This window comes from Deinococcus alpinitundrae (genome assembly GCF_009982895.1).
GTDB lineage: Bacteria > Deinococcota > Deinococci > Deinococcales > Deinococcaceae > Deinococcus > Deinococcus alpinitundrae.
Window position 1 is genome coordinate 240,207 of record NZ_WXZL01000002.1, and the last position, 14,302, is coordinate 254,508.

The 14,302-nt window shown below is 64.3% G+C and carries 12 protein-coding genes; 9 read left to right on the forward strand and 3 right to left on the reverse strand.

Translation table 11 applies throughout. The features are described 5' to 3' along the window. Nucleotides 1–73: 73 nt before the first annotated feature. The 3 genes from GUI70_RS02775 to GUI70_RS02785 all read right to left on the reverse strand — a co-directional run bounded on the left by GUI70_RS02775 (nt 74) and on the right by GUI70_RS02785 (nt 3,383). Complete coding sequence (locus tag GUI70_RS02775; protein ID WP_161880767.1) at nt 74–943, reverse strand: carbohydrate ABC transporter permease; 870 nt, start codon at nt 941–943, stop codon at nt 74–76. Next, complete coding sequence (locus tag GUI70_RS02780; protein ID WP_161880768.1) at nt 943–1,860, reverse strand: carbohydrate ABC transporter permease; 918 nt, start codon at nt 1,858–1,860, stop codon at nt 943–945. Before GUI70_RS02780 ends, GUI70_RS02775 begins: the two co-directional genes overlap by 1 nt. 188 nt (nt 1,861–2,048) lie before the next feature. After that, entirely contained in the window at nt 2,049–3,383 is a 1,335-nt protein-coding gene (locus GUI70_RS02785) for an ABC transporter substrate-binding protein (protein WP_161880769.1), read from the reverse strand. 297 nt (nt 3,384–3,680) lie between these two features. On the opposite strand from GUI70_RS02785, the gene GUI70_RS02790 reads away from it, so the two are divergent. The 9 genes from GUI70_RS02790 (at nt 3,681) to GUI70_RS02830 (ending at nt 14,235) form a co-directional block, all read left to right on the forward strand. Beyond that, nucleotides 3,681–4,712, forward strand: coding sequence for a LacI family DNA-binding transcriptional regulator (locus GUI70_RS02790; protein WP_161880770.1), 1,032 nt, complete (start codon nt 3,681–3,683; stop codon nt 4,710–4,712). A 271-nt stretch (nt 4,713–4,983) separates the two neighbouring features. Further along, nucleotides 4,984–6,411, forward strand: a complete 1,428-nt coding sequence (locus GUI70_RS02795) for a xanthine dehydrogenase small subunit (protein ID WP_161880771.1) — start codon at nt 4,984–4,986, stop codon at nt 6,409–6,411. Further along, nucleotides 6,408–8,753, forward strand: coding sequence for a xanthine dehydrogenase molybdopterin binding subunit (xdhB, locus tag GUI70_RS02800; protein WP_161880772.1), 2,346 nt, complete (start codon nt 6,408–6,410; stop codon nt 8,751–8,753). Before GUI70_RS02795 ends, xdhB begins: the two co-directional genes overlap by 4 nt. Before the next feature lie 47 nt (nt 8,754–8,800). Next, complete coding sequence (gene xdhC, locus GUI70_RS02805; protein ID WP_161880773.1) at nt 8,801–9,643, forward strand: xanthine dehydrogenase accessory protein XdhC; 843 nt, start codon at nt 8,801–8,803, stop codon at nt 9,641–9,643. Continuing rightward, nucleotides 9,640–10,965: a guanine deaminase gene (gene guaD / locus GUI70_RS02810; RefSeq protein ID WP_161880774.1), complete on the forward strand. Its 1,326-nt coding sequence runs from the start codon at nt 9,640–9,642 to the stop codon at nt 10,963–10,965. Before xdhC ends, guaD begins: the two co-directional genes overlap by 4 nt. A 151-nt stretch (nt 10,966–11,116) precedes the next feature. Continuing rightward, nucleotides 11,117–12,520, forward strand: a complete 1,404-nt coding sequence (locus tag GUI70_RS02815) for an NCS2 family permease (RefSeq protein WP_161880775.1) — start codon at nt 11,117–11,119, stop codon at nt 12,518–12,520. A gap of 22 nt (nt 12,521–12,542) precedes the next feature. Further along, the gene (locus GUI70_RS02820) at nt 12,543–12,740 is read left to right on the forward strand and encodes a hypothetical protein (protein WP_161880776.1); all 198 of its coding nucleotides are present in this window, start codon (nt 12,543–12,545) and stop codon (nt 12,738–12,740) included. A gap of 320 nt (nt 12,741–13,060) precedes the next feature. Beyond that, entirely contained in the window at nt 13,061–13,600 is a 540-nt protein-coding gene (locus GUI70_RS02825; RefSeq protein WP_161880777.1) for a hypothetical protein, read from the forward strand. Then, nucleotides 13,597–14,235, forward strand: coding sequence for a hypothetical protein (locus tag GUI70_RS02830; RefSeq protein ID WP_237724656.1), 639 nt, complete (start codon nt 13,597–13,599; stop codon nt 14,233–14,235). Before GUI70_RS02825 ends, GUI70_RS02830 begins: the two co-directional genes overlap by 4 nt. Nucleotides 14,236–14,302 lie beyond the last annotated feature (67 nt).

The window sequence follows — 14,302 nt, forward strand, 5'->3', positions numbered from 1 at the left end:
AGAGCCTGCCGTCACGTGCAACGCCGTATGGATTCGAATGCCAAGAGCGGTCTGGGACGAAGAAAAACGGAACTTACTTGACGGCTCCGAAGCTCAGGCCGCGCACCAGTTGACGCTGGGCGATCCAGCCGAACACGATCACGGGAAAGACTGTCAGCACAGCCGCCGCGCTCATTTGCGCCCAGAACAGACCTTCTCCGGTCTTGAACGAGCCGATGAAGACGCTCAGCGGCGCGGCATCGGACGTCGTCAGGTTCAGGGCGAAGAACGCTTCGTTCCAGGCGAAAATGACTGCCAGCAGCGCCGTCGCCGAGATGCCCGGCAGGGAGAGCGGCAACGCCATCCCGAAGAACTCGCGCCAGACCGAGGCTCCGTCCACACGCGCCGCCTCGAAGATGGCGTAGGGAATTTCGGTCATATAGCTGTGCATCATCCACACCACCAGCGGCAGATTCATGGTGGTGTACATCAGGATCAGGCCCGGCAGGGTGTCGAGCAGATGCAGGTTGGTAAACAACAGATACAGCGGCACGATGACGCCGACAGCGGGCATGAACTTGGTACTGAGCATCCAGGTCAGCACGCTGCGCGAGCGCGGGGTGGTGTAAAACGCCAGCGCGAAGGCAGCGGGCAGGCCCAGAATGAAAGCCAGAATGGTGCTCCCGAAGGCCGCTCCCAGGCTATTGAGAAGTGCCGGGAAATAGCGCTCGAAGGCGACCCGGAAGTTGTCCAGGATCGGCGTGAAGACAAACACCGGGGGCGTTTGAAAGGCCTGGGCCTCCGTCTTGAAGGCGGCCATGACCATCCACAGAATCGGGAAGAAGAAGAGGAAGGTCAGCAGGTAGGTCAGCGCCGTCAACAAACCACCGAGCACGTTCACCGGGGGCTTTTTCGGGGTGTTGTTTGCCGGAACCTGGGTACCTGACTGGGGTAAGGTGGTCATCAGTGTCCTCCGACCTGGGTGTTGCGGTTGATCAGCCGCAGCATAAAGATAGCCAGCACATTGGTCAGGACGACGGTAATAACGCCCGCCGCGCTACCCACGCCCACATTGCCTTCCTGAAGCAGGCGCTGGTACACCGAGAACGGCAGATTCGTGGTGGCGATGCCGGGACCCCCGGACGTGCTGGCAAAGATTTCGCCGTACACCTGCAAGACGTTGATGGTCTCGAGCAGAATGACGACTTCCAGCGCCTGGGTCCAGTGCGGCAGCACCACATACCGAAATTCCTGCCAGGTGTTGGCACCGTCGAGTCGGGCCGCCTCGATCTGGTCGTCAGGCAGCGACTGCAACCCGGTCAGCAGAATCAACATGGCAAAGGGGGTCCACTCCCAGGTCACCATGGCAATAATGGTTCCCATCGGGTGGGCCGAGAGATAATCGATGGGCGTGCCGCCGAACAGCTGCACGAACCAGCTGAAGAATCCGAAGATCGGATTGAGCAGCATATTTTTCCAGATGACGGCCGTCACCACTGGCATTACCAGAAACGAGCTGATCAAAATAGTGCGCAGCAGTGCCCGGCCCGCGAAGGGGCGGTTGAGCAGCAGTGCCAGCGAGGCACCCAGGACTAGCGTGATGATCAATGTCCCGGCAGTGAGCTGGAGGGTGTTGAGAATAATGTGCAGGTTCTGGGGATCGGTGAGCAGGCCGACGTAGTTCTCGAAGCCCACGAACGGGTGAACGGGGGTTGGGGCCTGAAGATTCCAGCGAAAAAAGCTGTAATAGACCGTCATGAAAAACGGTACCTGCGTTGTCAGAATCAGGTAGAGCATCGCGGGCCAGATCAGCGCGGCTGGCGTCAATTTGAAGCCCTGTTTGGGCTTGGGCGGTGTGGCAGTCATGGGCACGGCAGTCATAATTCACCCCCCGGGAAAAACCAGTTCAGCAGGTCGGAAACGTCGGGCGAGCCAGCGCCTGTCAGTGGGCATTGGAAAAGCGACCAGGAGCCTTTCCTGCCACGCTGTGCTGTGGCTGACGGCTGGCGACTGGTCGCTGACTGGGGCAAAGCGGGAGGGGCCGCTGCACTCACCCCTCCCAGGACAGCTTACTTCTGGTAGCCGCCGTCTTTGGCGACCTTCTGGGCAGCGGCCTGGGCCTGAGCAAGTGCCTGGTCGACGGTGGTCTGGCCGCTGATGGCTCCGGCCAGGTACTGCCCGACCTGGGTACCGAGCGCCTGGAACTCGGGAATGGCGACGTACTGGATGCCGGTGTAAGGCACCGGGTCCTTGGTGGCCTTGGTCACGTCAGCGCTGCTGATCGACTTTTGCACCAGGCTGCTGAAGGCCCCCGCCGCTTTCCTGTACTGGGCATTGGTGTAGGTGCTGGTGCGCGTGCCGGGCGGCACCGAGGCCCAGCTGCCCTTGGTCTTGGCGACCAGGGCGATGTAGTCCTTGCTGGTGGCCCAGGTGATGAACTTGAAGGCGGCGTCTTCCTGCTTGCTGCTCTTGGGAATGGCCAGGTTCCACGACCAGTACCAGTGGTTGCCGCGCGTCGTGCCGGGGCCGGTGGGAGCGTTGGCAAAGCCCACGGTGTTGACGATCTTGCTGCTGGCCGGGTCGCTCAGGAGTCCGGCGGCCACGGTGGCGTCCACCCACATCCCGCACTTGCCCTGGCTCATCAGGGTCAGGTTCTCGGTAAAGCCGTTGGAGGTGGCGCCGGGAGGGCCGTACTTCTTGATCACGTTGACGTAAAAAGTCATCGCGTTTTTCCAGGCTGCGCTGTTGAGCTGCGGCTGCCAGTTGTTGTCGAACCAGCGTCCGCCGAAGGTGTTCATCACGGTGGAAAACACCGCCATGTTCTCGCCCCAGCCGGGCAGGCCGCGCAGGCAGATGCCGTAGGTGCCGTTCTTGGGATCGTTGATCTTGGCAGCGAAGCTCTCGATCTGGGTCCAGGTGGGGTTGACCGGCATGGTCACGCCCGCTTTCTTGAACAGATCCTTGTTGTAAAAGGTCATGCTGCTCTCGGCGTAGAACGGCACGGCGTAGAGCTGGCCGCCGACGGTCAGGGCATTGCGGACGCCAGGAATCAGGTCACTCACGTTGTAGCTCTTGGCGATGTCGGGGTTCTTGGCAAAGGCCGGGGTCAGCGGATCGAGCCAGCCGTTCTTGGCCCAGATCGGCACCTCGTAGGCTCCCACGGTGGCCACGTCGAAGCTGCCCGCACCGCTGGCGACGTCGAGCGTGATCTTCTGGCGCAGCTCGTTTTCCGGCAGCACCACCCATTTCACGTTGATGTCAGGGTAGAGCTTATTGAATTCGGGGGTGAGCTTTTGCATCGTCACCATGTCGGGGTTGTTGACGGTGGCGACGGTAATGGTGCTGGCGGCCTGGGCACTTCCCAGGGCGAGCGCGGTGGTCAGCAGTGCAGCGAGTGATTTCATAATTCCTCCAGAAGAAGAGCGAAAAGAACAGCGTTGAATGTGGCCGGGGCCAGCGACGAGTCACGGCGAAAGCACGGGGTGACTTTGACCTGGGCAAACCACGCCGCAAGTGTCACCGAGCGCGAAACGCACCGGGTTGCTGACTTGACTGGACTCGTGTCCAAAGAGTAGTTCATTTATCTGGCTTTGTCGAATTGTACTCGGTACAGACATGGACACGTGTCCACAAGGCCAGACGAATGACCACTGGATTGCCACTGGACTCGTGGCCTTTACGCTTCCGAAGCGGCTAAACTGATGGGCGTGTCCAGCATCACCGATGTCGCCCGCCACGCCGGAGTCTCGGCGACCACCGCCAAACGCGCCCTGAAAGAGCCGCAGTTGCTGCGCCCCGATACGCTGGAGCGGGTCATGAACGCCGTGACGGCGCTGCACTACGAACCCGACCTGCGCGCCGGGGCGCTTCGGGCCGGACAGAGCCGCACCGTGGGCGTGGTGCTCGGGTCGGTGGTGGAGCCGTTCTTTGCCCAGCTGGCCCGCACACTCGGCCAGGAGTTACGTCGGGGCGGCTACAACATGCTGCTGACCGAAAACGAATACCAGAGTGCCCAGGACCTGACCGAACTTAGGCTCCTCTACGGCCAGCGCATCGACGCGATCATCCTGCGCTCCGGCTACGGCGAGGAAAGCCGCGAGTATCTGGAGCGGCTGCACAAGCGCGGGGTGTTCATCACCCAGGTGGATTATTGTCTACCCGGCGCGCCCTACCCCTCGGTGATGCTCGACAACGCCGGAGCGATGCGCCAGGGCGTGCGCTATCTGCACTCGCTCGGCCACCAGCGCATCGCCACCACCGGCAAATACGATCCGCAACTGCACCCCGAGGGCCGCTCGTACACCTTTCCCACGGCGATGGCCGAGGTGGGCCTGAGCGTGCAGCCAGAGTACGAGCGGGTGATGTTTCTGACCGAGGACAACGCCTACGACTACACCCTGGACGTGATGCGCCTGCCCCACCCGCCCACCGCGCTGTTCGCGCTGACCGGGGCGTCGGCGGCGGGCTGCTACCGGGCGCTGCAGGAGCTGAATTTAAGTGTGCCCGGCGACGTGTCGCTGCTGAGTTTCGACAACTATTCGTGGATGAATCTGGTCACGCCTGCCATCACGGTGCTGGCCCAGCCGGTCGACCAGATGGCCCGCGCCGCCGCCGGGATGACCCTCTCGGCCCTCAGCGGCGTGCAGACCCAGCCCGAGAATCAAGTTTTTCCAGCCGAACTGATCGTGCGTGGCAGCTGCGCCGCACCGAAGCTGACGGCCCTGACACGTTGAGCGGAACGTGGCGGCCTGGCCGCCTGCTCAGGCCGCGACCACTTCAAGTCAGGTAGCCTTGAGTCAAACAGAACTCGGCCCCTTGCTTTTAGTTAGACGGCGTAGTAAATTGCGGGCGTAACCACAACCTGACCGCTGTTCTGCATGGATAACCAGCGGTCCGCCTCGCGGCGTCAACCATGCGCCTTGCCCGAAATTCGGGATGAGGCGCGTGCCTGGCCGCGAGGCGTTCTCATTTTGAACTTGACCCGCTTTGGGAGGAAAATAGACCATGCAGACCCTGAAGTTGACTGTCAACGGCAAGCCCTTCCACGCGCCAGACGTGCGCCCCCACACCACCTTGCTGAACTGGCTGCGCGACCAGGGCCTGACCGGCTGCAAGGAAGGTTGCGCCGAGGGCGAGTGCGGAGCCTGCGCGGTGCTGGTCGCCCGTAGCACCGAGGACGGCGGTACCCGGCTAGAATCGGTCAACGCCTGCCTGGTGCTGATGGGCACGCTGGAAGGTCAGGAGGTCATCACCGCCGAGGGACTGGGCGAACCCGGAGCGTTGCACCCGGTTCAGTTTGAAATGGCCGTGCGCGGCGGCTCACAGTGCGGCTACTGCACGCCGGGATTTGTGGTGAGCATGGCGGCGGAGTACTACCGGCCCGAACGCGAAGCGGGAACGGCCCATTGCGGGCCAAATGGTTTTGACATCCACGCGCTGAGCGGCAACCTCTGCCGCTGCACCGGCTACCGCCCGATTCAGGACGCCGCTTACGCACTCGGAGCGCCCGACGACAGCGACGTGCTGGCCGAGCGCCGGGCGCAGCCTGCTCCCGCTCCGCAGGCCATTCACCTCCACACGCTCGACGGCGAGTTTCACCGACCCGCCACACTCGCCGAAGCGCTGGACCTGCTGGACACCAACCCCGCCGCCAAGCTGCTGGCAGGCGGTACCGACTGGGGTGTGGAAGTCAATATCCGCCACGCCCGCGCTCCCGTCACCATCGCGGTGGACGGTTTGGCGGAGTTGCGCGGCCTGACCTGGACGAATGAGTACTTGGAAATCGGCGCGGGGCTGCCGTTGACCGAGATCGAGCGCCGACTCGGTGACCGGGTGCCGCTGCTGGCCGAGTGGTTTCCCCAGTTCGCCTCGCGTCTGATTCGCAACAGCGCCACGCTGGGCGGCAACCTCGGCACCGCTTCACCCATCGGCGACAGTCCGCCGGTGCTGCTGGCTTTGGATGCGGGCGTGGTGCTCATCGGCAAGACGGGCGAGCGCGAGGTCAAGCTGTCCGAGTTCTTTACTGGCTACCGCCAGACCGTGAGACAGCCGGGAGAACTCATTAAGGCTGTGCGAATTCCGCTGCCGCTTGCGCCCACCACCGGCTTTTTCAAGATCGCCAAGCGCCGCTTCGACGACATCTCCAGCGTGGCGGTGGGCGTGGCGCTGGAACTGGACGGCGACATCGTGAAGCGCCTTCACATCGGGCTGGGCGGAGTGGCGGCCACGCCGATTCGCGGCACCCAGGCCGAAGAAGCGCTGACGGGTCAGGTCTGGAATGAGAAGAACGTCCGCGCCGCCGCCAAGTTGCTCGGCAGTGAAGGCACACCACTCGACGACCACCGCGCCACCGCCGCCTACCGCGCCGCCATGCTGGAGCAGACGCTGCTGAAGTTCTACTTTGAACAAACCAGACAGGGGGTACTTGTATGACGCACAGCTTGTTTGAACGGCCCCCGGTGGGCGCAGTCGGTGATGCCATTGCGCACGAGAGCGCCGAGCTGCACGTCACCGGGCACGCGCTCTACACCGACGACCTGGGCGTGCGCCTCCAGAACCTGCTGCACGCCTGGCCGCTGCAAGCGCCACACGCCCACGCCCGCATTTTGAGCATGAACACCGCCCCCGCACTGGCAGTCCCCGGTGTGGTGCGGGTGCTGACCAAGGCCGACGTACCGGGCGTCAACGATTCCGGTGTCAAGCACGACGAGCCGCTGTTTCCAGACGAGGTGATGTTCTACGGCCACGCGGTCTGCTGGGTGCTGGCCGAGAGTGCGGACGCCGCGAGGCGGGGCGCGGACGCCATTGAAGTGGAGTACGAACCACTGCCCGCCATTCTGACGGTGCAGGACGCCATCGCCGCCGGACGTTTCCAGGGGTCACAGCCGGTGTTGCGGCGCGGCGATGTGGCGCTGGGCTTCGAAGAGGCCAGGCATATTTTTGAAGGCGAGTTCGAATTCGGCGGCCAGGAGCACTTTTACTTGGAAACCAACGCGGCACTGGCCCACATCGACGAGTCCGGCCAGCTGTTCATTCAGAGCAGCACCCAGCACCCCACCGAGACGCAGGAAATCGTGGCACACGTGCTGGGCCTAACCAGCAGTCAAGTGACGGTGCAGTGCCTCAGAATGGGCGGCGGCTTCGGCGGCAAGGAGATGCAGCCGCACGGCTTCGCGGCGATTGCAGCGCTGGGCGCGACCCTGACCGGGCGGCCCGTGCGGATGCGCCTCAACCGCACGCAGGATCTCACCATGACCGGCAAGCGCCACCCGTTTCACAGCAAGTGGAAAGTCGGCTTCGACGAGGGCGGGCGGCTGGTGGCCCTGCAAGCCACGCTCAGCAGCGACGGTGGCTGGAGCCTGGACCTTTCAGAGCCAGTGCTGGCCCGCGCCCTGTGCCACATCGACAACGCCTACTTCATCCCGCATGTGGAGGTGCAGGGCCGCATCTGCAAGACCAATAAGACCTCCCAGACGGCCTTCCGGGGCTTCGGTGGACCGCAGGGCATGCTGGTGATCGAGGACATCCTGGGCCGCTGCGCTCCCCTGCTGGGCCTGGAGGCGCACGAGCTGCGGCGGCGCAACTTCTATGCCTCCGGCGAGGCCACCCCCTACGGCCAGCCCGTCCGGCACGCCGAAAGGTTGCAGACGGTGTGGCAGACCCTACTGGACAGCAGCGACTTTGTCGCCCGCCAGTCAGAGATTCAGGCCTTCAACGCCGCACATCCGCACACCAAGCGCGGCCTCGCCATCACGCCGGTCAAGTTCGGGATCAGCTTCAATTTCACCGCCTACAACCAGGCCGGAGCGCTCGTTCACGTCTACAAGGACGGCTCGGTGCTGATCAACCACGGCGGCACCGAAATGGGCCAGGGTCTGCACACCAAGATGATTCAGGTGGCGGCCACTGCGCTCGGCGTACCAGTGAAGTGCGTGCGCCTCGCACCGACCCGCACCGACAAGGTGCCCAATACCTCGGCGACGGCGGCGAGTTCGGGAGCTGACCTCAACGGCGGGGCCATCAAGAACGCCTGTGACCAGATCAAGGAGCGCCTCGCAGCGGTGGCAGCGGGCACACTGGGAGTGCATCCCAACGACGTGCGCTTTGAGAACGGAAAGGTCTACCCGCTGGGCCACCCCGACCAGGACATGGACTTTGCCAAGCTCGTCCACGACGCCTATCACCTGCGCACCCAGCTGTGGGCGGCGGGCTTTTACCGCACGCCGGGCCTGCACTGGGACCGGGAAGCGGTGCAGGGTGAGCCGTTCAAGTATTTTTCCTACGGCGCGGCGGTCTGCGAGGTGGAGGTGGACGGCTTTACCGGGGCCTACCGCCAGCTCAGGGCCGATCTCCTGCACGATGTGGGCGACAGCTTGTCGCCACTGATCGATATCGGGCAGGTGGAAGGCGGGTTCGTTCAGGGCGCGGGCTGGATGACCCTGGAGGAGTTGCACTGGGACAAATTCGGGCGGCTGGCCACCCAGTCGGCCAGCACCTACAAGCTGCCCAGCTTCTCGGAAATGCCGGAAGTGTTCAATGTGGCCCTGCTGGAACAGGCCACCGAGAGCGGCGTGGTCTACGGCTCCAAGGCGGTGGGTGAGCCGCCACTGATGCTGGCGATCAGTGTGCGTGAGGCGCTCAGGCAAGCCGCCGCCGCTTTCGGGCCGGGCGGACGGGCGCAGGAACTCCGGCTCCCCGCCACACCCGAAGCGGTGTACTGGGCGCTGGACACAGCGAGGCAGGCTTCCGGCGCGCTCGTGACCGCCGACGACTGAGTGAGCACCGACATTCCCTTTCCCCGCATCACGGACAGGAGCCACATATGAACTGGTTAGCCGCTCTCAACCACCTGACCCACACCAGCCAGCCGGGCGTGCTCGTCACCGTCGCGGCGGTGCGGGGCCACGCGCCGCGCGAGGCGGGGGCCAAGATGGTCGTGGGGTTGGAGCAGACCTGGGACAGCGTGGGCGGCGGCAATCTGGAAATGGCGGCGGCGGAGCGTGCCCGCGCCCTGATGAGGGCGGGCGTGCAGGCTCCCGAACTGCTCACCCTGCGCCTGACCGACAGCGCCGCCAACGAGTACGGACGTCAGTGCTGCGGCGGCGAAGTGACACTGCTGCTGGAACCGCTTGCCAGCGTGCGTCCGCATATCGCCGTCTTCGGGGTTGGGCATGTGGGCCTGGAACTCGCCCTGATGCTCTCGCGGCTGCCGATCAACCTGCATCTCATTGACTCGCGGGAAGCGCAGATGGTACCTGAGCGTCTGGCACTCCTCGACCAGGGCGCGGCTCAGCTTCATGTCCACCACTCGCCCATTCCCGAAATGAGCCTGCACGAGTTGCCCGCCGGAAGTCACATCGTCATCATGACCCACGACCACGCCGAGGACGCCGCTCTGTGCGACGCAGCCCTGCGGAGGCCCAATCTGGGCTTCATCGGTCTGATCGGCTCCAAGGTCAAATGGCTCCGGTTTCAGGAACAGCTCAAGGCAGTTGGGCACAGCGTCGAGGACCTCCAGCGCATCACTTCCCCGATTGGCCTGAGCAACATCAAAAGTAAAGCTCCCGCCTTGATTGCTTTGAGCGTGGCGGCGCAACTCGCGCAGATTCTGGAAGCCCACGACTCTTTTCTCCTTCCCCAGCCAACCCTTCAAAGGACGCCATGACCCTGTACCGCGCCACTTTCCTGCACACGCCCGGCAATCCTTTTCACGACACGCACGCCCTCCAGATCGAGCAGGACGGTGGACTGCTGGTCCGCAATGGCCGGATCATTCAGAGTGGAAGCTACGCCGATGTCCGGGCAGCGCACCCCGCCGAACCCGTGGAAGACCTGCGCGGCGGACTGCTGCTGCCGGGCTTCGTGGATACCCATGTTCATTTTCCGCAGGTCCGCATCATCGGCGGGTTGGGCGTGCCGCTTCTGGACTGGCTGGACCGCTACGCCCTGCCGGAGGAGGCCAGGTTTGGCGACCCTACCCACGCCGCCGCCGTCGCCCGCGAGTTCGTCTCGGGCCTGACCAGGAGCGGCACGACCACCGCGCTGGTGTTCGGCTCGCACTTCGCCAGTGCCGTGGACTTGCTGTTTCAGGAAACCGAACGGGCGGGCCTGAGAACGGTGGCCGGGCAGGTGGTGAGCGACCGGCTGCTGCGCCCCGAACTGCACACGACTCCCGAACTCGCCTACAGCGAGGGCAAGGCGCTGATCGAGAAGTGGCACGGCAAGGGCCGCACCCGCTACGCCGTCACCCCGCGCTTCTCGCTGTCAGCCTCGGAGGGGATTCTGGACGCCTGCGCCGCATTGCTGAGCGAATTTCCAGACGTTCATTTCACCTCTCATAGCAACGAGAACCTGAAGGAAGTGGAGACGGTACGTGGGCTGTTTCCGGAAAGCCGCGACTACATCGACACCTACGAGCGGGCTGGATTGCTGAATCGCCGCAGCGTGCTGGCCCACAACGTCCACATGACCGAGCGCGAACTCGGCGCGCTGGCCGCGCACAAGTGCACCTCGGCGCACTGCCCGTGCAGCAACGCGGCGCTGGGCAGTGGGTTTTTTCCGCTGAAGCAGCATCTGGCAGCGGGAGTGCATGTCTCACTCGGGACCGACGTGGGCGGCGGCACCGGCTTCTCGATGCTCAAGGAGGGGTTGCAGGCGTACTTCATGCAGCAGCTTCTGGGCGAGAACGGCGTGCCGCTCGAACCGGCCCACCTGCTGTATCTGGCGACCCGCGCTGGGGCCGAGGCGCTGGAAATGGAAGGGCAGATCGGGGATTTCAGCGCGGGTAAGGCGTTTGACGCGACCCTCTTTCGCCCGCAGGACGGCTCCACCATGCAGACGGTCCTGGCCCACGCGCCCAGCGCCGAGCGCGCCCTGGCCTCGCTGTTCGCGGGCGGTACCCAGGCCGACGTGGCGCGGGTCTGGATTGAGGGCGAGGGCGTCTACACCCGGCCCGAGCTGTCCGAGCGGGCAGCGGTGAGCGCCTAGATGTTCCGCAGCCACTCGCGCGACGGCCCGCCGCCGACGCCTTTGCCACAGCCTTCGTCGCCTTGAATTTTGATCGTCCAGTTTCCCGTCTTGCCTTCCCGGCAGGCCGGGCCGGGGTTGTTTCGCCTCATTTCGCACCGCCAGGAGCCCGATGTCACAAGTCACCAAAGCCAGCAGTGCCGCGCCGATCTCGGCCTTTGACCGATTCTTTGAGCTGACCAAGACCGGCTCCACTGTGCCGCAGGAAATCCGCGCCGGAATCACCACCTTCCTGACCATGAGTTACATCCTCTTCGTCAATCCGCAGGTGCTGAGCAGCGCCATCAAGATCGACAACGCCTTCGTGCAGATTCTGATGACCACCGCCATCGCTGCCGCCTTCGGGTCGCTGGTGATGGGCCTGATCGCCCGCTACCCCTTCGCACAGGCTCCCGGCATGGGCCTCAACGCCTTTTTTGCCTACACGGTGGTGCTGACCCAGGGCATCCCCTGGCAAACCGCACTGGGCGCGGTGTTCATTTCGGGGGCGCTGTTTGTCATTCTGAGCATGATCGGCGCGCGGCAAGCCATCGTCAAGGCCATTCCGACGAGCCTCAAGTTCGCCATCACGGCGGGCATCGGGGCGTTTCTGGCGTTTCTCGGCCTCAAGAATGCGGGCATCGTCATCGCCAACCCGGCGACCTTCGTGGGCATGGGCCGCTTGGTTGACCCTGGTGTCTGGGTGGCGCTGATCGGGCTGGTCATCTCGGCGGTGCTGATTCAGCGCAAGGTCACCGGCGCGATTCTCTACGGCATCCTGATTACCACCGCCGTCGCCATCATCACCCGCGCTCCGGTCTACGCGGGCGGCCCCAAGGGAGCGCTGCAAGCCTTTCCCGGCTTCGAGGGCAAGATTCTGGGCATCTTCGCCACGCCGGTCTGGCCATCGGGGCTGGTCGGACACCTCGACATCGGCGGGGCCATCGGGCTGGGGCTGGTCAGTGTGGTGTTTACTTTCTTCTTCGTGGACTTCTTTGACGCCACCGGCACCCTGACCGGGCTGGCGCAGCGCAGCGGCTTTCTCGACGCCAATGGCGATATGCCCCGCGCCCGGCGCACCTTCGCGATGGACGGCCTGGCCGCCATGTTCGGCGCGTTGATGGGCACGTCTACCACCACCGCCTACGTGGAATCGGCCTCGGGCATCGGCGCAGGCGGACGCACCGGTCTCACGGCGGTCACGGTAGGTATTCTGTTCTTGCTCAGCATGTTCATCTGGCCGCTGGCCGCCGCCATTCCCGCCGCCGCCACCGCCCCGGCACTGATCCTGGTGGGCGCGATGATGATGGAAGGCGTCATGCACGTCGTCTGGGAGGACATGTCCGAGGCACTGCCCGCCTTCCTCACCATCATCGTGATGCCGCTGACCTTCAGCATCGCCAACGGCGTCAGCCTGGGCGTCATCGGCTACTGCCTGGTCAAACTTTTCAGCGGTCAGGGCCGCAAGGTCAGCCCGATTCTCTATGGGGTCGCCGCACTGCTGATTATCCGCTACATCTGGCTCGCGGGGGGCTGACGATGGCAGTGCTCAGACGGGCATGCTCAACCACCCGGAAGCACTGGCGCTGCTCACCTGGCTGGACGCCCTGCACTTGCACCTCCCGGTGGCTAACCCCAGCCTGCACCTGGCGATGACCAAACTCCAAGCCGCGCAGGGCCAGGACGCCAACCTGGTCGAAGGCTCCGGACGGGCTTACGGCCTGATACCACAAGACGAGTCGATTTCCTTTGTCTAGCGGGCCGCCAACCTGTTGAAGATCGGCGGCCCGGCTTCGCACTTGTATACCTCGGAAATCTAGCTTTCCCTATTACTTTTTAAGAATTTGCGCTAAGATGAACGTGGTATGAAACTCAAGCAACGCAGTGGTTTCCAGGCCCTGTTTGGCGGCGCAGCACTCGTGTCGCTGCTGACCGCCTGTCCCGGCCCGATTCCCCCCCGCCCATCCCCAGCCTGCAATACCTGACGTTCAAGTACCCGGCGCTGCCCAGCACCGTCAACTCGCGCAACACCTACCTGGCCGCCATCGCCATCGATACGTCAGGCAGCAGCAACGCCGTGACAGTGGTGAACAGCGTGGCGCTCGACTTCGGCTCGCCTTCCGCTTCGCCGCAGCCCAATACCGCCCAGCTCCCGCTCTACAACCTCGACTCGCTGATGAGCACCAAAAACAAGTGCTTGCAAGACGTGGTCAAGGGCGAGGCGGACGGCATCAAGGACTTCAAGGTGACGCCGGAGAAGGCCCAGACCTGCAACGTCTACTTCGTGATCTACGAGGACAGAGACGGCAACAGTTCGCCGAGCAGCGCCGAGGAACTGTACATCACCCACGACATCATGAGTTGCGCCAGCAGCGACCTGACCTACAGCTACACCAGCGAGGACGGGAACAGCAGCGTCAGCGGCGTCCGCAGCAAGGGCTGGTCGCTGATCAGGCATCTGGTCTTACAGCCGCTCAGCACGCCGGGCAAGTACCTGGTCAGCATGAACAGCGTACCCGCCGCCGACAAGACCCTGGCGCTGACGATGCACGAACCCAGCGCCTTCTACACCAGCCAGCACCTGCCCACCACCCAACCCCTCTGGAGGCAGCCATGAAACCGTCCTCGCTGCTGAACGCCGCGCCGCTCCTGCTGCTCGGCGCTGTGCTGAGCGCCTGCGGCCAGAGCAACGCCGCCACCGGAGGCCGCCCAGAGCTGCCCACTGACAGTGAGGTGCGCCACCCCGCCGCGCCCAAGGGCAGCCCGGTCTTTCTCAGCTTGCTGACCGATTCCAACGAGAGCCTGTATCAGGTCAGCGTCACGGCGGACGCCGCCTCCACCAAAATCAACCTACTGGCCCTCGGCGATAAGTACCAGGGCCGCACCGTGCCGATCAGCGCGGCCCTGCCAGAAGGCGCGGTGGACGTGAAGGTGAGTGACAGCGCCGCCAAGGTGCTGCTGCTGCACTGGGTGATGTGGCAGGACAAGAACAGCAACGGCCAGCTCGACGGCGGCGAGAGTCTGCCGCTGCTGACACACGACCGGGTCGTCTACGCTGACCGGGCCGTGAACGTCACCTTCCAGACCCTGACGCCCGACATGCTGCAGAGCTGGAATTTCGCGACAGGCTGGAGCCGCGCCGAGCACTTCGTCTACCAGCCGCTGGGCACCCAGACTTACCGCCGCAGCCTCAAGACCAACGGCCTCAACCGCTTCGAGCTGCACCTGCCCACGCCGATTACCAGCATGTAGTCCCGCGCCACACCGAGCCGCCCGCTGCTCCTTGACCGGAGGGTGGGCGGCTTCGTTTGGTCGGACG